Raw genomic sequence first — 23,394 nt, forward strand, 5'->3', positions numbered from 1 at the left:
ATTATGGTTAAAACTCCATCGTCAAAGCCTTTGGAGTTTTTTAAAATAAACCTTATTTTAGAAATTCACTAACAGTGAATTTCATCATAAATTTTTTATTTTTAATTATTAATCCTTAATTTCTAAGGGGTTAATCTATTTTTATAGAAAATTTATTTTTCAGAGTATATATTAGGTTTTAGTATTACATCCCTATATAGCTCTATTTAAGAAGGCCAAGTTTACCATATTAGCAAATTTGTAGTGGTAGACTTGGTCCTATACATATTTAATAAACCCTCAATATCATTACTTATTATAATCCAAAATACTTCTTCATTATATAGTTTATCCTATTATCCTTATTCTTAATATACTCTTCTATAAAATTAAAGTATTCTAATCTTTCTATTGAGGTATTTTCAATTTTGTTACCGTAAAATTCTTCATAAGAAAGAGTCACTAAAGTATTTAATTTATCCTTTAAGCTAGGATCTTTTATACTGTTTACAAATTCTAAATCTCCTATTTCTTTATTCTTGATAATTCTTATAGCTTCTAATCTTCTTAAGTAATATTGATAAAGCGGAATTACACTTTTACTAGATATTATTTTATTTCTTTTTCTATAAAAACTAGCTATTCTAATTAATATATATAATACTATTGTAACTATTAAAGATAAATATTTAAATATGTCATCATCTTTAGAGTTTAATTCTAAGTCCCAGTTTTCTTCCTCATCTTCTCTATTAAATTTATTCCTATTAGGTGCTGTATTTTTATTTTTCTTATTGTCATTTTCTAAAGATTTTTCTTCTTTTTCCTTATCCTCAGCTACATTTTCCTCTTCAAACTCAGTAGGTGTAGGAGAAGGATCTACTACTGCCCATATATCTCTACTAGGATCTATTAAAATTTCACACCAAGCATGTGCTTCACCATTAGTTACAATATACTCACCATTTTCATCAATATTATTAGGAGTTTTAAACCCTTCTACATATCGTGCTGGTATTCCAGCAATTCTGCACATAATAGTGGTTGCACTAGCAAAATAAGTACAATATCCTTTCTTCTCTTCAAATAAAAAATAATTAACAAAGTCTGAATTCATAGGTACATTAGAAACTTTTAAAGTATAAGGATAGTTCTCACTTAAATAATTTCTTATGCTTCTTGCTTTTTCAATAACCGTATTATTCTCTCCAACTATTTGATTAGTTAAATCATAGACTTCTGAAGGCACACTACTTGGAATTCGCATATATTTTATATAATCGTCATACATGGCTCTTTGCATTTCATAACTTAATTTAGAAATTTCATCAACGATATGAAGTCTTTCATCTGCTTCAAAATCTCTTATAGAAAAATTATAATAATTAAATTCATGGGCATATCTAATATCCCCTTTATTATTTATCATACTTTCTACAGTTTCTACCACATCACCATAAGGTCCATTGTATATGTAATAAACAGCATCATAGGGTTTAGTTACATCTGTTCTTGATAAAAATGTTGGAATTTTATTATAATAAATGTCATTGTAATCACCTTTTATATCAATTCCCATATTAGGAGTAAAAAAACTTGTGGTATTAAATTTTTTTGTAGGAGTAATTCTAACACTTCCTAAAGAAGCTCCAACTCCCATGTCTCGTCTTTTTATATATGAATTTTCAAATTTAAAATTTTTATCCTTTTTACCAAGATTCTTATCTACTGTAGTCCAAGAATTTCCAGTATAATATTCCTTTACACTCCCCTTTAAATAGTATGGCTTTGGAGATTTTACTCTAAATACCTCCTGTTTATTTAAAGTAATAGGACCACCTAACTTTTTTTCACTATTACTATAACCAGAAGAATTTATAGTGAATTCACCATTTAATGCATTTTCTCTACCATCACTTGTTTTTGCAAAGGTATTATTTAAAAATTCTCCATAATTACTTAAATTCATGCCACTATAGTGTTGTGGTAATGCTGATATAACCTTTATGATTAAAAAAGTTATGATTAATGCATATGGAATTATCTTTTTTATATCTAAATTAATTTTTAATTCCATATTTTTATATCTTTTTGCTAACTTTAAATAATTGCCTACAATAAAAGTTATTATAGTTACAAATNNAATAATAAAGATTGTTTATTATTATTTGGCTATAACGTAAATACCAAAAACTTACTACAAATATAAAATTTAATAATATTATACTTTTATTTTTCTTATAAGTTATATAAATTAATAATGAAACTAAAATAGGTAGAATTATCAAAAATATCTCTACATATTGAGAAAAATAAGTTGTACTATTTTCTAAAAGCTGTTTATTTATCTGTAACGCATTTTTAATAATAACATTTTGAAAAAAGTTAATTACTAACTCCTTATTTTTATATCCATAAATTACTCCAAATGCTAACAAAATAAAGGTAAATACTATTCTATACCTAACTTTATTTAATACTTTAGAATAGAATTCATATAAAATTACACCTATTAAAAATAGCATTAATATAAATTTATAATTAAATCCAACTATTTTAAAACTTTCTATTAATATTTTTATAGTCACTACTAGATTAATAAATACTAATAGTATTGCTATTAATTCTTCCTTTATCCTACTCATAAGCTCACCTGATCTCTTAATTAGCTATAAGCTATTTTTTATAATTTCTTTAAAATCATAGCAGTTAATTCCTGTACCTGTAAGAAAATTAATATCTTCCATTACTCCTAAAGAATTATTGTAATAAAATAAATTAACATTATAACCTACGCTTTTTAAATGTAAAAGTTCATCTTTCAATGTAGAAGTTAAATTACAGGTAATTATACCTAAAAAACTTTTCCCTCCTAAGGAGTTTAAACTACTATTTATAAAGTCTACAAAATCTCCTTCTCCATCACTATTGTGAAATAAAAAATACTCCATAACTCCACTAAAGTCCATGGAGTTTTCCACTTCAAACCTTTTATTCTCAAAATTATTTATATATATTTTTGATTTTACCCCTAAGTTTACAAATTTTTTTAATAGAGAGGCAGTGAAATCAATCATAAATTCCTCTTTCGATTCCTCCTCTTTATTGGTAAAATCTATTTTCTTCATATTTAAAAACAAATTACATTGAGTACCTGAAATATAATCATAATTTTTTACATATAACTCTCCTTGTTTAGCACTAATCTTCCAATGAACTCTTTTAAGACTATCTCCTATTCTATATTGTCTTATATCTTTAATTAATGTTAAATCTTCTACTTTACTATCACTACTCAATAAGTTTTCTAGCTTTTCACTACCGCCAAGTTGAAAAAACTTTATATTATAAATTTTAGGATATACCTTTACTCCTAGCTTATGATTTATATTCTTATTAAAAGTTATTATATTAAATAAATCTGTTATCTTAATTGTTGTTACCCCAAAATCATATATTCCTCTTTTACTAAAAGCAATGTTTTTTTTAATCCATTTATCACTATTTAGTTGAAGAAAAAATACATCTCCCTTATATATCTTAATTAAATTAGAAAATGTATCATTTACTGTTTCAATATATGGTATAGGAATAAAACTTCTATTGCTAACAATTAGTGAAAACTCATCTTCATCACCAACACTATACTCTGCTTCATTATGCTTTATTCTGCATTGAACATATTGTAATGATAAATACAGATATAATATAGATATTATAAGCATTATAAATACGGAATAAAAAATACTATAAGGAAGATTTCCACCTGAAATCTTAGCAAAAATAAAGGAAACAATGGTAAGTAATATAAATTTAATATTAACTTTAATCATATTTTTTCACCTTTGGTACTGGTATAGTTCTTAATATTTCAGAAACAATTTGTTCAGAATCAACTCTGCTAGCTCTTGTGCTAGGGCTTAATAGAATTCTATGACATAAAACCAATTTAGCATTTTCCTTTATATCTTCAGGAATTACATAATTTCTGCCTTTAATTAATGCAGTAGCTTGTGCAATTCTTTGAAGACTTAATGATGCTCTTATACTTGCCCCTAAGATTAAACTTTTGTTATGTCTAGTAGCATTTACTATATTTACTATATACTCATTTAATTCTTCGTTTATATAAACTTCTCTAACCTTATCTTGAAGCATCAAAATTTCTTCTCGAGTTATAATAGATTCTAGAGTTTCCAGTGGATTTTCTTTTCTATATATATCTAATATAGATGCTTCATCTTTTTCACTTGGATAACCCATTTTAACTTTTATCATAAATCTATCAAGTTGCGCCTCTGGTAATGGGAAAGTACCTTCATATTCTATAGGGTTTTGAGTTGCCATAACAATGAATGGTTTTTCTAAAATGTAAGTTGTTATTCCTTCTGAAACTTGCTTTTCCTCCATAACCTCTAATAGTGCTGATTGAGTTTTAGGCGAAGTTCTATTTATTTCATCTCCTAATATAATATTAGCAAATACTGGTCCTTTCTTAAACTCAAATTCATGGTTTTTAGGATTATATATAGACACACCTATAATATCCGATGGTAATAAATCTGGTGTGAATTGAATTCTGCTATAAGTTAAATTTAAAGTTTTAGTTAATGCTTTCACTAATGTCGTTTTTCCTACCCCTGGTACATCTTCAATTAGTATATGGCCATCAGCTAAAATGCCTTTCATTATATTATAAATTTCATTTTTCTTTCCTATAATTACTTTTTCAATATTATTTACTATACTTTCAATTAGCTCAATTTCTCTGTTCATAATCATACCCCCAATAAGCAAAAAATTCTGATTTATGTAAATCATATCATATTCTTATTGATTTTGTGTTCAAAGTACTTAAGCTATTACATAATTATACTATAAAAATTAAACTTGCCATATGGTTATTTAAGTTATTTTTGGATAATATACACTATTTATTGATAGCTTAAATTTAATTTAAATATTTCTAATATAAAAGTAATTTTAATATAATCATTCTTTTTAAGATTTAACTTCATAATTGCTAACAGATAATATTAGTTCTTTTTTATACGAAGGTGAATATTTTTTTAGTTAATTTTTTCGAATTACTAAAAAAGAAAAGTGAATTTTCACTTTTCTTAAAAATTACTTAATTTTATTTTAGAACCTCTCCTAATGAATTACTTTGAAGAGTATAATAACAATCTTTTCTATTGTGCTCACTAACATTTATATTATAAAGCTCCATTAAATCTTTTGAAGCTTCAATTTTTTCTATTTTATATATATTAATACTCTTTAACAAAATACTATTATCATTATATTTTGCCAAGTCTTTCACTCCTTATAAAATCAACATAATAATTGTTTATTTATATATTATGTATTATGAAGTATTCCAATTCTTTGTTACTTTACATGTGGGGAAAAATACAATAAAATACTCACTAATTATTTCTTGGAGACTTTTTAGTCTTTTTTAACTAAAAATGCTCTAAATTNNAATTTAGAGCATTTTTAGTTAATTTTTTATTTTAATTTCCACAACCGTTTATCCAAATGTTAACACTTTTAGTGTAAATCTTTGTTACTCCACAATTTGAGTTACATTCATGTTTATGTGAGGATCCATGGTTTGCTTCTAATCTCTTATCTGTATTTTCTCCAAGTAATTCTTCTTCTAATAATTCTTTTTCACCTAGTATTTCTTTGTTTATATCACTCATATTATGCACCTCTTATACACATTTTTTAAATTCAACTTCAATACAGTGTGTAAATCTTAGTAATATATTGATAGTATTTATTTTTTAATTTTTATAATAACATGTAGCCATATCAATATTCACATTGGTTACCTACTCCATTGAAGATTAAGTATTTAAAGGTATTTATACTTTATTAAAGATATTAACCTTATGTGAATATATAATTATATTTCCACAATCATTTTCGTCATTATTACATTTATTACAGGATTTACACTCACCATTATCTACTTTAATCTTATACTTTGGTCTACAGCAATTTTCATCATCTAGTAATATTAATAATAAAATCAATAAAAGTAATTCATTACAACACCACATTTATAACACCAACTTTTATAAACATAAGTTTTCTTTTCATATTCTAATATCAATATATTTTAAAAAAAAGAAAATGTTCTTAAATTTACATATAAATGTGCATTTTTTCTAAAAAATTGTATAAACTTACATAATATTTTATTCTTTAGAGTATATTTAAACTTTTATATAATGTTGCTATATAAATATAGTATTTGTTATTTGTATATTAAATTTCTTCTTCCATAATCCCATGTATTGTACTAACAATAAATTCAGGATAACTAGCAGTAAATATTATTGTATTTTTCTCCTCTTTTTCTTCTATATTAAATAATATATATTTATTTTCTATTAATTTATCATAGTCAATTTTATTCAGCAAAGTTATTTGCTTTTTATCTAAAGCTTCTATTAATTCATTTTTTTTTATTATTTTACATTCTTTAATATTTATAAGGTCATAAACTTTTTCAATATTTTCATCTATATTAAGGCATAATTTATTGCAGTAAACTACAAAATTGCAATCTTTATCTTGATCTATTCCATCATATCCCCCAATATATATGGTATCACTTTTAAATATTACACTCTTATTTCTATTTTTTTTAATAGATAACTTTAAATATAATACTGTTGATATTAAAATAATTAACACTATTACCATCAATATAACCATTCTCATTATATATGCACCTCACCCTTCCCTCTTGGCTTCTGCGCTATGTAATTATAACATAGTTATAATTACAACAAAATTAAAAATCTCTAAGAAATTCCTTAGAGATTTATTAAATTCCTACTCTAACCCTATTATCTGTTGCTTTATATTTATCCTTTGAGACAAGCTTTTTTTCTACTACTTCCCCATCCTCATAAATATATTTATAAACATTAACTATATATCCATTTTTGCCTACCTTTTCTACGTATCTTCTTCCTTTTTGAAGGTTATTATCATATTTTATTTTATCCATAGGCTTTAAAACTTCTGAAATTTCACTTTCAATTTTATAGCTTTTCTTTTTCATCTTGTTATTAGAGTATATATCAAAAGATAAGTTATTATTTTTAGTATATCCATGAATATATATGGGATAGGGTAAATTGTTTTTAAATTTTAAATCTGTGGTACCATAATTCACAGTGGCATCTTGTCCTAAAGGTACATAGGTAATATAAAGACTATGTGGTTTTCTCTCTACTACTTCTAATTCAGACCTTAGAACTGCATTATAAAGTGTAGTAGAAACTTGACAAATTCCTCCACCTAGGCCATCTATAAACTCATCCCCCATAATTACAGAAGCTTTCTCATATCCCTTACTATAGGTTCTTTCACCTACAATATTATTAAAACTGAAAATTTCACCTGGCATTATTACTGTACCATCGATTGCATTAGTAGCTAACCTTATATTGTTTGATCTCTCACTAGAAGAACTATTAAAATTAGTACTACCACTAGTTATGCTGGTATTAATCTTCGAAAGCTCTTCTCTGGTACGCTTTGGATTAATTTCATTAATGGTAGCATGAATAATTATGTTGCTTGTATCTATATTAGTATTTATATTTTTAACTATTTCTTTTTTTAATAAATCCCTATCTAATTTTTTACCTTTTATTTCATCTGATATTTGAAACTCTCCATTATTAATTAGTTTAATTTTACTATCAACAGCTTTTACATCTGTTTGGCTCTCAATTTTAGCTATAATACCCTCTACAGCTTGTTCACTAAAAGTCAATTCAACTTTAATATTTATATAGTTTGGTTTAGTAATAATGAACATCTTCTTAAATATATTAAAATCTCTACCATAGGCAAAAGCTTCATTTAGTGCCTTATCAACATTGAATTTAACCCCTAACTCCATATAATCTGTCCTATATATTTCATCTTCTACTAATATATCTAATGTTTTGTTATATATTTTTTCTTCCAAATCTTTATGTAGAATTACCTTACTTTTTTCTATCTCTAAATCATACACAGGAATATTTTCAACATGTACATTAGGATATATTAATTTATTATATTTTCTTATCATAAAAAAACTAAAAGATAAAATTCCACAGAGTAAAAAAAGAACTATAATTAATGTTGTTGATAGTATTTTATTCTTCACATAATACACCTCCATAATTAATTATATGAATGTATTTATAGATTAAGCATAAACAAAATAGAAAAATAGTTTTTTATATATAACAAAACATAGATTTTTTTATTTCCTTATGATACTATTAAAAACAATGATACTATTAATAAATGGCATTAAATACATATATTACAATTAAGGGGTGTTATTATGTACAATATAGACGAAATTAAAAATTATCTAAAAAATATATTATTAATACCAAGTCCATCTGGATATTCTACAAAAATAATGAGTTATATAAAAAGTGAACTAGACAAATTAAATATAGAATATAAAACTACAAATAAAGGTGCACTTATCGCTACAATAAAAGGTAAAAACAATGAATACCAAAAAACCTTATCTGCTCATGTAGATACTTTAGGAGCTATGGTTAGTGGTATAAAAAGCAATGGGAAACTATCTTTAACTCCACTAGGTGGATATATGATGACATCAATTGAAGGTGAAAATTGCACTATTGAAACTGTTTATGGCAAAACCTTTGAAGGTACAATTCAGACTATAAAACCATCTGTTCACATTAGCGGTTCAGAAGCTAGAGATTTAAAAAGATCTGCTGAAAATATGGAAGTAATTCTAGACGAGAAAGTATCTTCTAAAGAAGATGTTGAAAATTTAGGAATTGAAATTGGAGATTTTATATGCTTTGATACAAGAACTAGGTTTACTGAAAGTGGATTTATAAAATCAAGACACTTAGATGACAAAGCTAGTGTAGGAATATTATTATACACATTAAAGTATATTGTAGAAAATAAAATAGAGCTTCCTCATACAATAAACATATTTATAAGTAACTATGAAGAAATAGGGCATGGAGCTTCTTCTTCAATACCTGAAAATACAAAAGAATTTATCGCTGTTGATATGGGGTGCCCTGGACTTGAACAAAATTCTACAGAATATGCCTGCTGTATAGCTGCTAAAGATTCTTCTGGTCCTTATGACGTAGAATTAAGAGTAAGATTAACTGAACTTTGCAAAATTCATAATATAGATTATAGAATTGATGTATATCCTAACTATGGTTCTGATGCTTCTGCAGCATTAAGAGCGGGCTATGATATTAAAACTGCATTAATTGGGGCTGGAATATTCGCTTCTCATGGATATGAGAGAACCCATATTGATTCTGTTTTAGCTACAGTTGATTTAATAGTTAAATATATTCAAGAAGAAGTTAAATAGTAAAAGTCGTGGTAATTGTATCACGACTTTTTCAATTCACAATGCAAAATTCACAATTGAGGATATTTCTCAGCAAAAGCTGAGAAATTTAGAATTGATTTGTTTTTGAAGTTACGCAGTAACTTCCCCCAAAAAAACTAGCAGTTGTATTACTAGTAAAAATATACGGTAGAAATTAAAATAATTAAATAACATAATTATAATAAATGCATAGATTAAATGTGAAAGCAATATAGGGTTCCACAATAAAAATTTAACTTATACATAGTTTGAATTTCCATAACAAAAATTCCTTTCTATGAATTAAAAATTAAGAATGAAGAATGAAGAATTATGGTGGAAATTANNAATTCTCAATTTCATATTAATGTAAACTTAAATAATTTAATAGCACAATTTTATAAATTCATAGATTAAATTTGGAACTGGTATATATATTTACTTTGATAAATTTAAAACAAATAATGAATATTATATATTTTTTGTTAATAAGCTTTACATCTTTGGCATTTTAAATTATGATATTACAATTAAAGGGGGTGTTTCTATGATTAGCTTAAGCAAAACTCCTTACATTCCATCAATGACTATTAAGGAAACTCAAAAGGCAATCAAGGAAATAAAAGTATTTTATGAAAAAAATTTAGCTAAAACTCTTAATCTTTCTAGAGTTTCAGCACCACTATTTGTAAGAAAATCATCAGGACTTAATGATACCTTAAATGGAGTTGAAAGACCTGTTTCTTTTGACATACTTCATACTGGTGAAGAATTAGAAATAGTCCAGTCTCTTGCAAAGTGGAAACGGCTTGCACTTCATGAATATGATTTTCAAGTGGAAGAAGGCCTTTATACTAATATGAATGCAATTAGAAGAGATGAGCATTTAGATAATATTCACTCTATCTATGTAGATCAATGGGATTGGGAAAAAGTTATAGATAAATCTTCAAGAAATTTAGACTATCTAAAAAATACTGTAGAAAGTATTTATTCCGTGTTTCAAAATACAGAAGACTACCTTTTTGAAAAATATCCTCATTTAGGTAAAAAACTTCCGTCTAAAATAACCTTTATTACTTCTCAAGAACTAGAAGATGAGTATCCTAATTTGTCATCTAAGGAAAGAGAAAATCTTGCTTCTAAAGAGTATGGTACAATTTTTATCACTGGAATAGGAAAAGAATTGGCTTCAGGAAAAAAACATGATAATCGTGCAGCTGACTATGATGACTGGGAATTAAACGGCGATATAATCTTTTGGAATCCATTACTTGAGGAAGGTTTAGAGCTTTCTTCTATGGGTATAAGAGTAGATAGTGCCGCTTTAAATCATCAACTTAAAGTTACAAACTCAGATTTTAAAAGAAATTTTCAATTTCATAGTTCAATACTTAAGGATGAACTTCCTTATACCATCGGTGGAGGTATAGGTCAATCTAGAATGTGTATGTATTTTTTAAACAAGATACATATTGGTGAAGTACAATCCTCAATTTGGCCTTTAGATATGATAGATGAATGTAAAAAACACAATATACACTTATTGTAAAAAGTATTTATTATTTCTATTAAAAAATATATCTTTAGAGAACTATAAATTATCCTTTTAAAACTATCATGTAGTAATTTACATCATGATAGTTTTAAATTATTTTTATATCTGTTCTCTATGGCTATTATAATAATTCTAATTTTTTATACTCTTCTGTGAGTTAAAAAAATCGTGACTAAAAGTCACGATTTTTCATAAATATATAGTTTCATAACATACATCTTTATATTATGAAACTATATATTAACTTGATTTTTTAAGTTTTCTCTTCCAGCTAGGTGTTAATAATTCTTCAATAATATCACTCATCACTGCCACACCACATAATTTCTCTTCCTCATCTACTACTGGTAATGAATAGAGTTCATATTTTACTGAAAGTTGAACAGCTTTTTCTATGTCATCACTATCTTTTACTAGTAAAACTTTTGTATTCATTATAGATTTTAATTTTGAATTGGGATCTGCTAAAATTAAATCTCTTAAAGATATAAAACCTTGAAGTTTTTCATTCTGATCTACTATATAAATGTAATGTGCAACCTCGTCGTCTGGCTTTAGTGCTCTTAAAATATCAATGGTTTCACTAGCAGTTATATCAATATTTAGAGAAATGAAGTCAGTGTTCATTATGCTACCTACCATTTCATCTTCATATTCCATAAGATCCCTTATCTCTAGCTCATCTTCATCATCAATATTTATTAATAAATTCTCCTTAGTTTCATCATCCATGTCTTCTAAAATATCAGCAATTTCGTCATTAGGCATAACATCTAATATTTCCTTTGCCTTTCCACTACTAAGATTTTTTAAAATATCTATTTGGGTTTCCGTTTCTAATTCCTCTAATGTATCTGCTGCAAAATCATTTCTTAAGCTTTCAAATATTTTTCTTCTATCCTCTGAAGATAATCCCTCAACAATTTCTGCAAGTTCTACAGGATGAAGTTCTGTAAGCTTCTTATATGGTTCACTAAGTCTTAACCTATCGTCAATCATTTCTATAGATTGAACACTTTCCCAAGTTATAGAATCATCTTTTACTTCCTTATTTACAAATCTACAAAATCCTTTGACTAGACTTTCCATTCCAAATCTTCGTGATAAAGATAGTAATCCAGATTCCACTTCTAAAACTCTTATTTCTCCTGCTGTCTTTATCATCTTTAAATCATTAACTTTAATAACTTTTTTACCATTAATATCCACAATTTGTTTATCTAAAAGATTTTTAGATAATAGATAGGAGTACCTCCTAGGGATAATATCTTTTGCTCCTATAATCTTTACCATATAAGTTGATTTTTCTTTATAGATATCTATATTTCTAAATTCAAAGTTTAACAATTCCTTACCTTTCTTAATCTTGTATCCTATAGCCCTTGGATATCCTGATTCTGTAGTTACATATATATCTATTAATTTACCTATATTATCATCTAATTCATCATAAATATAGGCATTTAAAATATTGCTTAAAAAGAATTCATTTAGTTTTTTCATAGATACTCCTCCTTTTACCAGAGAAATATCTAATTATCTTTTTGAACAGAAAGCTATTAAATCATAAATATTTCTCTGGAACTTATTTAATTTTAACTTTGACTCTCTAATTCGAGGGCCACTTTCCATTCAAACTCACCACCTAAAATAAATTTATATTAAAATTTTTCTTATAGAAAATATATTTATACACAATAAAAAACTCACTTAAATAAAGTGAGATCTCTAGCCATAAAACTATGTTTGAGCTTTAGCACTATATAGCTTTGACATTATGCCAGCTACATTAAGTAAAACCTTGATTCGGTAGTACCTGTTAACCCATTGGCATCTCTCGATGTTTCGGGGCAGTAGCGTATATCTATATAGGAGCCTCACCTAACGTTAATTATTTAAATTGTTTAACTTAATTAAAGCATATAAAATACCTTCTCCTATATTATACAATAAATAGCTTTAAATGTAACCCTATCAGTAGCTAATTTAATAAGATTTTGATGAAAAATTAATAATATTGTTGATTAATCAATGCACAATTCAAAATTCACAATGCACAATTAAGGTTGAAATTATTTTTAGGCAAAATAATTTCTTTAATGTACTCTTTGACTAGCAATGTAATTGCTAATCATTCATGAAAAGTTGCCTTGTAATTTCAAGGAATAATCAATTCTAAATTTCTCAGCCTTTGCTGAGAAATATCCATAATTGTGCATTGTGCATCGTGAATTGTGAATTAAAATCCTTAAGAGTGTAGCTATATTCAGCTATACATTAATTTTAAAAGTAGTTTATCTATAAAATAGAGTGGTGAATTAGTCACCACTTTATTTTATTTTTCTATCTCTTTATGCTCTACTTTTTCATCCTTATTTTGTATTTCCTCAGTTTTGCTTTTAAATAAATCATTTATATTTACTCCAGTTAATGCATTAACGGTTTCAGGAAGAGAACTCATTATATCAGTTACATACTTAGTAACTTTTGAAGCTCCTTTTCCACTTCCCTCTCCACTATCTATAATAACAATTTTCTCAGTTTTTGATAATGGATCCGCAACTGCTTTTGCTATATCTGGTAGCTTATCTATTATCATTTGGGTAACTGCAGCATCATTATACATTTTAAAAGCTTCTGCTTTTTTCATCATTGCTTCCGCCTCTGCACGTCCTTTTTCTCGTATAATATCTACTTCTGCCATACCTTGAAGTTTTAATGCTTCTGCTTTAGCCTTACCTTCAAGCTCTATGGCCCTTGCTCTAGCTTCAGCATCAGCAATTTCTTTAAATTTAACTGCTTCTGCCTCTTTTTCTTGTTTGTATTTATTAGCATCTGCTTGTTTTTTAATGGTTGCTTCAAGCTCTCTTTCCTTTCTTAAAGATTCTTGAGTAGCAATTTCTATTTCTCTTTCCTTCTTAACAAGCTCTATCTTCATATTTTCATCAGCAAGTTCTCTTTCTTTTTGTTTTCTTAATATTTCGACTTGCATTTGTGTTTCTGTAACTTCTTTTTGAACCTTGTTACTTTCAATTTGATATGCGAGATCTGATACAGCCTTTGCACTTTCTTGCTCTTTCCTATAAGCTTGAACCTTTAATTCTTTTTCTTTGTTAGATTCTGCAATTTGAGTTTCTGCAAGTATTTTAGCTGCCTCTCCTTCTCTATAAGCTTGAGAAGTTTTTACATGAGTTTCTTTTTGTGCCTCTGCCTGTGCAATATCAGCATCTCTTTTAACTTGAGCAACCCTTGGGCGACCTAAATTAACTAAATAGTTATCATTATCGGATAGATCCTTAATAGTAAAAGCTTTAATTTCTAATCCTAACTCTGCCAAATCTACAGCTGCAACTTCTTGAACTCGAGAAACAAATTTTTCTCTATCTTTATATATTTCTTCAACTGTTAGCTTTGAAATAATTTCCCTTAATTTACCTTCAAGTACATCCTTTGCTGTATCTTTAATGTTTACTATGGTATTAGCTTCGTTACCAGTATTAAATTGCTCTATTGCCGATAAAATAGATTCTGCTGTAGATTTAACTTTAACAATAGCCACTCCATCTGCTATTATTCCAACACCTTGCTCTGTTAAAGCTCCGTCAGTTCTTACATCAATTTTCATATTTTCTAAGGATATAATATCAGTTCTTTCTAGTAGAGGAAAAACAAATCCTCCTGCTCCGCTAATTACTCTCTTCTTAAGACCAGTTACTACCAAAGCCTTATCTTGAGGCACTCTCTTCCATAGTGAAAATAATAATAAGATTAGTAATAATAATACTCCTAAAATTATAAGAGGAATAAAAAAAGGTGAATTCATGATTATTGCTCCTTTATATTAATAATTTTATAATTTTTCCACATAAAATACTTGATTTTCAATTTTTTTTATACATACTAGAGTATTTACATCTAATTGCTTTAAGTTTATTTCTTTAGCTGGTGAAGTCATTTTAACTCCATTATATACATAAGATATTCGTCCAAAACCATTTTCATATATTGTTGTAGTAACTACTGCCTTTTCGCCAATTAAGTTTTCTGTCTTCATATCAAAGCTTCCTTCTATTTTCTTAAGTGGCTTTATTATAAATTTATTAATAATTTTAGATGTTGCTAATCCTAAAGCTATAGATATCGCTAATGTATAATACCATTTGAAATGCTTTTCACTTAAATACATACCACAACCACTAAAAACCGTTAAAAAAGCCATTATACAAGTTCCATTAATATGCATAATATTTGCTAATAAATCGTTGGGTAGATCTGCTCCTTCTAGATTAAACCCATCGAAAATTCCTCCTAATATAAACATAAGACCTACATATAAAATACAAAATATAAATCCTTTTTTATATATTTCAAATGCCATTCACATCACCCTTCTAAAATATTACATAATAATATCAATTTGAGTTTATAACATAGCCTTATATAAATATCCATACATAATTTTCTCAATACATCCCATACTAAAATAAGAAATCAAAATCTTAAAGTAAAGGAGTGATATATAATGAATAAAGAAAGAGAAAAATTTGATGTAAGTAATCCTAAAGGTGTCCCTTATGTTAAAATGAAAATTGATGATTATGTAGATCCTAATTTAACTAATCTTAGTCAAGATAAGGATTTAAAGGATGAAATTTCCAATACTGGTCTTCCGACTAAAGGTCAAGTTAATAATGTCAATACTTCTATTCAAGATTTAGTTGAAGGATTAAATTATGAATACGATGATCCTAGAAAGTAATTAAAATGTGATTTTCCATAATAACTATAACTTTAAAAAAGTAATAGTTCATATTTTAAAAATAACTAGTCATTATGACATAAATGTTTTCTCATATTTGACTAGTTATTTTATTTTATTTTATTATTTTGTTATAAAATCACATTTTATAACTTCAAATTTTAAGTAAAAAATATATTTTTATGTTTATTTTTTATTTCATTAATATAATTAACTCTATTATGAAAACTAATTCTACCTTTAAACCAAAATCCCTTCATATTTGTAGTATATTACCATTATATGATTGATTTTCCTTTGGTTATCCTCATTTTAGATAATTTATAAGAATATATTGTTATTCATATTTTTTAATACTTGTGTTAATATTAGGCTATGTTTTAAATTTCACTTGAAATTTAAATATTTTTTATATTTTATAATAAATTATTAACGAAAGATAATTATTAATAGATTATACTATCTCTATGGAGGAATTTATATGAAATTAAATACAGAATTTTTACCTATAAATGAAGAAGATATGAAAAAGCGGGATATAGAACAGTTAGATTTCATTATTATCACTGGTGATGCTTACATAGACCATCCTTCCTTTGGTACAGCCATTATAGGAAGAGTTTTAGAAAGTGAAGGATATACTGTTGGAATAATAGCTCAACCTAATTGGAATAATGTTGATGATTTTAAAAGATTAGGAGAACCTAAATATGGTTTTTTAATAAACTCTGGTAATATTGATTCTATGGTTAATCATTACACTGCTTTTAAGAAAAGAAGAAGTGATGATCTATACTCTCCTGGTGGGAAATCAGGATATAGGCCAAATAGAGCAGTTATTGTTTACAGTAATAGAGCAAGAGAAGCCTATAAAAATGTTCCAATAATTATTGGTGGTATTGAAGCTAGTCTTAGGAGATTTGCTCACTATGACTATTGGGATGATAAGGTTAGAAAAAGTATTCTCATGGATTCTAAGGCAGATTTACTAATATATGGTATGGGTGAAAGACCTATATTAGAAGTGGCTAAATTTTTAAGCTATGGAAGTTCTGTAGAAAGATTACATCATGTAAGAGGCACATCTTATATAACTAAAGACATTTCCAATATTAAAGATTACATTCTACTTCCTTCTTTTAAAGAAGTTTCTACAAATAAAAAAGCCTATGCTAAAAGCTATAAGCTCTATTCAAAAGAGCAGGATTCTATATGGGGAAAAACTTTAATTGAACCCTATGGTGATAGATATGTGGTACAAACCCCTCCTCAACATCCACTAACAGAAGAAGAAATGGATAAAGTTTATAATCTTCCATATACAAGAACCTATCATCCAATGTATGAGCCTATGGGAGGAATTCCTGCATTACAAGAGGTTAAATTTTCAATTACAAGCCATAGAGGTTGCTTTGGAAGTTGTTCTTTTTGCGCTCTAACATATCACCAAGGAAGAGTAATACAAAATAGAAGTCAGCAATCTATAATAGATGAAGCTAAACTTTTAACTGAAGATAGTAATTTTAAAGGGTATATTCACGATATTGGTGGACCTACTGCTAATTTTAGACATAGAGCTTGTAAAAAACAACTGAAACATGGAGTATGTAAAGATAGAGAATGTATGTTCCCTACTCCTTGCAAAAATTTAATTGCAGATCATAGCGAATATTTAAGTCTTTTAAGAAAGGTAAGGGCTCTTCCTAAAATAAAAAAAGTATTTATTCGTTCTGGTATACGCTACGATTATTTAATGGAGGATAAAAACACAAAATTTTTTCATGAGCTTTGTGAACATCATATCAGTGGACAACTTAAAGTTGCCCCAGAACATATAAGTGATAAAGTATTATCACAAATGGGTAAACCTAAAAAGCAGGTTTATGATAGTTTTAAAAAAAAGTATGCAGACATAAATAAAAAATTAGGGAAAAATCAATTTGTAATTCCATATTTAATGTCTAGTCATCCTGGTAGTGATATAAACGCAGCTATTGAGCTTGCAGAATATATTAAAACTATGGGACATATGCCAGAACAAGTACAGGATTTCTATCCAACACCTGGAAGTCTTTCAACTACTATATATTACACTGGTATAAACCCTATAACTGAAAAAGAGATTTATGTACCTAAAGAACATAAAGAAAAAAGTATGCAAAGGGCACTTCTACAGTTTCAAAATCCTGAGAATCATACCTTAGTTAAAAATGCACTAATTAAAGCAAATAGAAGTGACTTAATTGGATTTGGACCAAATTATTTGATTGCTCCTAGACCTATAAAAAAGCAAGGTTATCAAGGTAAAAATAAAGTGAAAGAGCAAGATGTGAGTAAAAAATCTTATAAAAATAAAAAAAGCTTAAAATCACCAAAAGGCTCTAAAAAATTGTAACAATCTTTTAGACATTTTTAAAAGTATTAGCGAGTATTCTTTTTAATTAGACTATAAGCTTAAAAAAAGAGAAAAATATAAAGAAAGCATTTAACATATAGGATTTATTTATTAAAATTTGTCATTAAAATTTTATTTAAAATGTGCATCCTAAATTTAAAAGACTAAATATTTAAGTTATCTCTATTTTATTACCTGAAAAATAAAAAACATTAAAATTTCATTGCTGATAGCAATGAAATTTTAATGTTTTCTTTAATTTAAAGAGAAAAGAAGCAATTTTTTCAGATGATTTTAAAAATTATTTTGAGAAGACTCCTTTTTTATAATTTTGTCTAAATTTTTTTAGTCCATAAACCNNCACCAACTAACTTTACTCCAAAAAATCTCATATCTACTATTGTTAAAAGTACTGAAGCAAGTGTCAATAAGGAAGATATTAGTATTAATAATGAGCCTAACTTATTTGAATATTTATATCCATAAGCTCTAATCCCCATAACAAAATATATTGTATTTATTATACACAATATTAAATACATATTATAATCTTTTTCAAGTATTATAGTATATCCATATAATTCTGATAAAGTTGTTTTTATTGGTGCTTTTACTGCTATAAATAAATAAATCACTAAAAATATAGTACTTATAAAGTAAAAATAGTTAAGTTTAATCTTATCATTCCTAGAAAAAATATAAATACATATAAATCCTATTATTGGCAAATAAACTATTTCTAAAAACATTATTGGCTTTAATAAGTATATATATAAAGGTCTTTGATTTAAATATAAGAGTAAAAGTGAAATATATCTTAATACTACTAGAATTAAGGCCATTACTGTTATATGCTTTATTTTCTCAGGTGCATAACTTATAGAAGTAGTAATTCCCTCATAGATTAGCATTATCATTCCCAATATGCATGCCAAATAAATATATCCTACCAAGTTATCGTCTCCATTTCACTTATTCTTAGTAATATATATTTATTATTTTAATTAATTATGACAAATAATTACATTCCCTAAGATATCCTAATACTTTAAGTGCTCTTCTTTCACATTTTATATAAAGAGGGAAATCTGGTCCTTTTTCTCCATCAATATCTGTTACTATATCTTCATCACATTCAATAATTAATTCATCTGTTTTAAAGCATAGCACACCGTCCATATCATAAATATCTCTTTTGGTAGCTATTATAAATAAATTATTTAAAGCATTTTTTATTACATCACTTTTTATAACAATTACATCTAAAAGTCCATCATCAGCTTCAGACTTTTGTGCTAATTTTATATTCCCTGCAGTTTTACCATTAAAAACTAATAGTGCATACATGAGTCCATCATAGTTAACCTTAGGAGAAGTTATTTTCACTTTAAGTTTTCTTATATTGGGAATTTGTTCTAAGCCCTTAATATAATACGCTAATTTTCCCATGGTATTCTTCATATTAGTATCAGTTTTCTGAGATACATCAGTAAAAATACCTGTACTTGCCACATTTACAAAGTATTTATCATTTATTTTTCCTAAATCTAAGTATTTAACTTTGCTTTCTAATATTTGTCTTAACGCCTTTTCTATATCCTGCGGCATTCCCATAATATTTTTTGCAAAATCATTAGCTGTTCCTACTGGTAATACTGCTATTGGTAAATCTATATTTCTTTTTTTCATATGATTCACTACAGAATCAATAGTACCATCCCCACCTGCAATTAATATATATTTAAAATTATCATTTATACCTATAAATCCATCTTCTATACTTTTATTTCTCTCTATCCTATAAGGTTCTACAAAAAAGCCATATTCTTGGTGTATTTTTATAACCTTGTCTAAATCATCTATAATTGCATTTTCACCTGAATAAGGATTGTATATAAACTTAACCTTTTTCATGACTTTCCTCCTAACTAAAAAATAACACATTATTTAATAATTGTAACCTCTATAGTATTTTTAGACAAGGTATTTTCAATGGATTTATAGTTCACAGTTCATTATATTAAGTCTCTGAAAAAAATAACAGTTCAAAGATATTAGTCTATTTTATCCATGTGAAATAAAATAACTAGTCATATATTTTGCATTAGATAAGGAGATGAATTTCAACGATAACCCAGCTATCATGAAGTTCTGACAGCGCAGTATGCTAAAAAATATACAAACATAGCGACTAGTTATTTTTTGAATATGTATATACTAGACATAAAGTTAACTTTCTATCATAGTAATACTCCACTGAAATTCTAACAAAATAATATGTACAAAATAGAGTAACATACTGATTTGTTTTTAGATATCTTAATATTTTATTTGGTATAAATTTTTGAATTTAGTAGAAAAATTATTGATTGTTCTAAACCTTTTAAAAAGAAGGGCTACATGGAGTAGATATTTCTTTTAAAGTTTCACCAATCTCTTCTTTTGGAATTTTTTCAACTGCTAAATCTCCTAATGATACTATTCCTTTTACTTCTTCATTATCCTTTACTATTATTCTTCTAATTTGTCTTTCACTCATAACTCGAGCAGCTTCCGTTACAGCTTCATCACTATTTAAGCATACAGGATTAGATGTCATTACCTCTCTAATAGTAGTGCTTTGCAAATTTTTTTCATCCGCTATTGCTCTAACTACAATATCCCTATCAGTAATTATTCCTATTATCTTGTCATTATCATAAACTGGAACTGCACCAATATTATATTCTTTCATCATTTTTGCAGCCTTATTTATTGACTCATTACTGTCTATTTTTAAAATTTCTTTAGTCATAATGTCATTAATTTTCATAATATCACCTCTATCATATTTTACCCACTTATTAATCTGAATATTTACATTTTCATGTTTTATTAGGGAAAACTTATAAAATTATTATAATTTCATTAAGAAAGCGCCTAATACTCTTATATTAATTATCAAACTATAGTATAATAATCATTGTCTTTATAGTCTATTTATACTAAATTCATAGCAATATTAATAGAAATTTGTTAATGACGAGAGGTGATATCATGCAAAAATCATCTATACCAAATTCACTTACATTTGGTAATTTAATTTGTGGAGTTTTATCAATTCAATTTACAATGCAACAAAATTTTAAAGTAGCAGCTGCATTAATACTTCTTGCCGGTGTATTAGATCGATATGATGGTACTGTTGCAAGACTTCTAGGTGTCTCAAGCCCTCTTGGTAAAGAACTCGACTCACTAGCGGACTTAGTATCTTTTGGTGTTGCACCTTCAATGTTAATATTTACGCTTTATAGATTATCAAATTTAGGATTTATTGGATATAGTACACTTATAATATTCCCTGTAGCTGGAGCTTTTAGATTAGCACGTTATAATAGTTCAGAATTTAATAATGTATTTACAGGAATTCCTATAACTATTGCAGGCAGCATTATGGCTATATATGCCATTTTTACAGAAAATATGCAGCCTAGAGTTACTGTAACTGTTATACTTATGTTAGTTTTTTCTTACCTTATGGTTAGTAAACTACAAATTAAAAAAAGATAATTAAGAAAAGTGGTGACTAAATGTTACCACTTTTCCATTTATAGTATATACTTAATAAAAAACTCACCAATATTTGTGAATTTCTATTTTTCAACTTTTCTCATATTTATCTTTAATTTCTTGACAATAAATGATTTAGCCTCTCTAACTATCCATTAAACTTTAGATCTTCTTCAATTTCTGCTTGAATATATTGAGTGTTAAGTGTATTCTTAACTACATTAGTTTTTATCTTAGTATAACAAGTACAATCATGAGTTGCACAATCTAATGCCTCTATAACATCATCTATTATTTTGCCTAGATCATCTGCTCTTTTTAATGCATGTTTAACATCACTTTTCTTAGCAAGTGCTATTCTATTAAGTTCATCTGCTCCCCCTACTAATAATCTATATGATCCTACTAGTTTCTCCAATAAAAATACTAAGTTATTTACATCTTTATAGTAAGTTTCAATTACCCTTCTATGTCCCACTTTATCACCATAATTTATTGATTATAATTTAATATATTAATTTTAAAAGGCTTTTATGCACTTAACTTTAACCTAGATAATAATAAGCTATTGTTATTATTAGATAGGTTACAGTTAGTACTCCCCCCTCAAGCCAATAGGTTTTACCATCTTGAAATACAAAGTAAGACATAGCCACAGCAATGATAAGCATTATAATTTGAAAAGTGGAAAATACTAAAGTCATATTCAATCCCATAATTGCAGAAGAAATTATTAATAATGGAGTTACAAACAACGCTATTTGTATACTTGACCCTATTGCCGTTTCAAGACTACAATCTATCTTATTATCTACAGCACAAACTATACTTGTAGCATTTTCTCCAAAACTACCTAAAAGTGGAATCAATATAATTCCTATAAATTCTTGAGAAATATTATAATTTTTAACTATGTTATTCACGTTAAAAATTAGTTTTTCACTAACAAAATATAATAAACTAGAAATTATAGCCATACTAATCAGTATTATAAAAGCTTCTTTTCCAAATTTTTTATAATCACTATTCTCTCTCTCCTTAGTAATTACAAATAAATTTCTATGAGTATATAAAGAGAAAACAAGTCCCAATATATATATTCCAACTAATAAACAAGAAACAATTACGCTGACCGATACCATTTTAGAACCATTTATTACTCCGTATTTATTTAATGATGATATTATTATAATTGATGATATGGCTAAAAGTAGCAAATGAAAATTTGTTCTAGCTATCATTTTACTAAATTTTTGTTCTTTAAACTGTATCCCTCCAAAAAAAACAGCAAGTCCAAGTCCTAAAAGCATGTTAGTTATAACAGCACCCATAAGCCCTGCTTTAGCCATGCCTATCATTCCATATTTAATTGACCATAATCCCATCATAAGCTCAGGAATATTTCCCACTGTAGCTGCTAATAATCCCCCTTTTTTCTCACCTATATACTCGGTCATATTCGAAGTTTGGTTTCCTAACATTATTGCTAAAGGTATCATTGCTATTGAATAAAGTACCGTATTTAAAATACTAGAGGAGGTGTTTATAAATAATAATATTAAAGAAAATATTATAGGTAATACAAATTTAAAAAATATTGTCATGTTTATTGTTTTCCCATGTTTTGCTTCCATTTTATCCTCCTTAGACTTTTTCCTATTTCTACTTTATTCAAATGCTGACAAAAGGTGACTTGTAAAATTGGTTCTCAATTTTACAATTGAGAATTGACGATTGACAAT

Annotated in this window: 21 protein-coding genes and 1 riboswitch; of the genes, 5 read left to right on the forward strand and 16 right to left on the reverse strand. The window is 26.7% G+C overall.

The annotated features are described in order from the left end of the window. Positions 1-295: 295 nt before the first annotated feature. From B3603_RS07620 to B3603_RS07655, 8 genes are all read right to left on the reverse strand, one after another. A complete protein-coding gene (locus B3603_RS07620) occupies positions 296-2,056 on the reverse strand; it encodes a transglutaminase-like domain-containing protein (protein ID WP_291562771.1) in 1,761 nt (586 codons plus the stop codon). Between the two features lie 592 nt (positions 2,057-2,648). Beyond that, a complete protein-coding gene (locus tag B3603_RS07625) occupies positions 2,649-3,812 on the reverse strand; it encodes a DUF58 domain-containing protein (RefSeq protein ID WP_291562774.1) in 1,164 nt (387 codons plus the stop codon). After that, positions 3,805-4,755, reverse strand: coding sequence for an AAA family ATPase (locus B3603_RS07630; protein WP_291562777.1), 951 nt, complete (start codon positions 4,753-4,755; stop codon positions 3,805-3,807). The genes B3603_RS07625 and B3603_RS07630 overlap by 8 nt, the downstream gene beginning before the upstream one ends. A gap of 361 nt (positions 4,756-5,116) precedes the next feature. Then, positions 5,117-5,293 (reverse strand): hypothetical protein, encoded by a 177-nt coding sequence (locus B3603_RS07635; RefSeq protein ID WP_291562780.1) that lies wholly within the window; start codon positions 5,291-5,293, stop codon positions 5,117-5,119. Between the two features lie 202 nt (positions 5,294-5,495). Continuing rightward, positions 5,496-5,687 carry a hypothetical protein gene (locus tag B3603_RS07640; protein WP_291562783.1) on the reverse strand — a complete coding sequence of 64 codons (192 nt, stop codon included), beginning with the start codon at positions 5,685-5,687 and terminating at the stop codon, positions 5,496-5,498. 165 nt (positions 5,688-5,852) lie between these two features. Beyond that, the gene (locus tag B3603_RS07645) at positions 5,853-6,050 is read right to left on the reverse strand and encodes a hypothetical protein (protein ID WP_291562787.1); all 198 of its coding nucleotides are present in this window, start codon (positions 6,048-6,050) and stop codon (positions 5,853-5,855) included. 208 nt (positions 6,051-6,258) lie between these two features. After that, complete coding sequence (locus tag B3603_RS07650; RefSeq protein ID WP_291562788.1) at positions 6,259-6,717, reverse strand: hypothetical protein; 459 nt, start codon at positions 6,715-6,717, stop codon at positions 6,259-6,261. 106 nt (positions 6,718-6,823) lie between these two features. Further along, positions 6,824-8,164, reverse strand: coding sequence for a VanW family protein (locus B3603_RS07655; RefSeq protein WP_291562793.1), 1,341 nt, complete (start codon positions 8,162-8,164; stop codon positions 6,824-6,826). A gap of 183 nt (positions 8,165-8,347) precedes the next feature. On the opposite strand from B3603_RS07655, the gene B3603_RS07660 reads away from it, so the two are divergent. Then, positions 8,348-9,391, forward strand: coding sequence for a M42 family metallopeptidase (locus B3603_RS07660; RefSeq protein ID WP_291562796.1), 1,044 nt, complete (start codon positions 8,348-8,350; stop codon positions 9,389-9,391). 547 nt (positions 9,392-9,938) lie between these two features. After that, positions 9,939-10,943: an aspartate--ammonia ligase gene (asnA, locus tag B3603_RS07665; protein WP_291562799.1), complete on the forward strand. Its 1,005-nt coding sequence runs from the start codon at positions 9,939-9,941 to the stop codon at positions 10,941-10,943. A gap of 246 nt (positions 10,944-11,189) precedes the next feature. Here asnA and B3603_RS07670 read toward each other — a convergent pair whose 3' ends face one another. The 3 genes from B3603_RS07670 to B3603_RS07680 all read right to left on the reverse strand — a co-directional run bounded on the left by B3603_RS07670 (position 11,190) and on the right by B3603_RS07680 (position 15,327). Further along, positions 11,190-12,452, reverse strand: coding sequence for a magnesium transporter (locus tag B3603_RS07670; protein ID WP_291562802.1), 1,263 nt, complete (start codon positions 12,450-12,452; stop codon positions 11,190-11,192). Between the two features lie 227 nt (positions 12,453-12,679). Continuing rightward, a riboswitch (M-box (ykoK) riboswitch) is annotated at positions 12,680-12,845 on the reverse strand. A 439-nt stretch (positions 12,846-13,284) separates the two neighbouring features. After that, positions 13,285-14,772 carry a flotillin family protein gene (locus B3603_RS07675; protein ID WP_291562805.1) on the reverse strand — a complete coding sequence of 496 codons (1,488 nt, stop codon included), beginning with the start codon at positions 14,770-14,772 and terminating at the stop codon, positions 13,285-13,287. A 27-nt stretch (positions 14,773-14,799) separates the two neighbouring features. After that, positions 14,800-15,327, reverse strand: a complete 528-nt coding sequence (locus B3603_RS07680) for an NfeD family protein (protein WP_291562808.1) — start codon at positions 15,325-15,327, stop codon at positions 14,800-14,802. A gap of 144 nt (positions 15,328-15,471) precedes the next feature. On the opposite strand from B3603_RS07680, the gene B3603_RS07685 reads away from it, so the two are divergent. Both B3603_RS07685 and B3603_RS07690 read left to right on the forward strand, forming a co-directional pair. Then, entirely contained in the window at positions 15,472-15,708 is a 237-nt protein-coding gene (locus B3603_RS07685; protein ID WP_291562811.1) for a hypothetical protein, read from the forward strand. A gap of 481 nt (positions 15,709-16,189) precedes the next feature. Continuing rightward, entirely contained in the window at positions 16,190-18,103 is a 1,914-nt protein-coding gene (locus tag B3603_RS07690) for a YgiQ family radical SAM protein (RefSeq protein WP_291562814.1), read from the forward strand. A gap of 335 nt (positions 18,104-18,438) precedes the next feature. Here the strand turns inward: B3603_RS07690 and B3603_RS23210 are convergent, their stop codons facing one another. The 3 genes from B3603_RS23210 to B3603_RS07700 all read right to left on the reverse strand — a co-directional run bounded on the left by B3603_RS23210 (position 18,439) and on the right by B3603_RS07700 (position 20,915). Beyond that, on the reverse strand, positions 18,439-19,038 hold the full coding sequence (locus tag B3603_RS23210) for a hypothetical protein (protein ID WP_414632371.1): 600 nt from the start codon (positions 19,036-19,038) through the stop codon (positions 18,439-18,441). Between the two features lie 73 nt (positions 19,039-19,111). Further along, on the reverse strand, positions 19,112-20,017 hold the full coding sequence (locus B3603_RS07695) for a YegS/Rv2252/BmrU family lipid kinase (protein WP_291562817.1): 906 nt from the start codon (positions 20,015-20,017) through the stop codon (positions 19,112-19,114). Positions 20,018-20,486: 469 nt separating this feature from the next. Beyond that, positions 20,487-20,915 (reverse strand): CBS domain-containing protein, encoded by a 429-nt coding sequence (locus tag B3603_RS07700; protein ID WP_291562821.1) that lies wholly within the window; start codon positions 20,913-20,915, stop codon positions 20,487-20,489. A 224-nt stretch (positions 20,916-21,139) separates the two neighbouring features. Here B3603_RS07700 and pssA point away from each other — a divergent pair, with 224 nt between their 5' ends. Then, positions 21,140-21,652: a CDP-diacylglycerol--serine O-phosphatidyltransferase gene (pssA, locus tag B3603_RS07705; protein ID WP_039634007.1), complete on the forward strand. Its 513-nt coding sequence runs from the start codon at positions 21,140-21,142 to the stop codon at positions 21,650-21,652. A 148-nt stretch (positions 21,653-21,800) separates the two neighbouring features. Here pssA and B3603_RS07710 read toward each other — a convergent pair whose 3' ends face one another. Together B3603_RS07710 and cax are read right to left on the reverse strand one after the other, a co-directional pair. After that, positions 21,801-22,130, reverse strand: coding sequence for a hypothetical protein (locus tag B3603_RS07710; RefSeq protein ID WP_291562826.1), 330 nt, complete (start codon positions 22,128-22,130; stop codon positions 21,801-21,803). Positions 22,131-22,197: 67 nt separating this feature from the next. After that, positions 22,198-23,286 carry a calcium/proton exchanger gene (cax, locus tag B3603_RS07715; protein WP_291562829.1) on the reverse strand — a complete coding sequence of 363 codons (1,089 nt, stop codon included), beginning with the start codon at positions 23,284-23,286 and terminating at the stop codon, positions 22,198-22,200. Positions 23,287-23,394 lie beyond the last annotated feature (108 nt).

Origin of the sequence: Clostridium sp. UBA2485, assembly GCF_002341865.1 — a bacterium.
In the GTDB taxonomy this organism is placed as follows: domain Bacteria; phylum Bacillota; class Clostridia; order Clostridiales; family Clostridiaceae; genus Clostridium_J.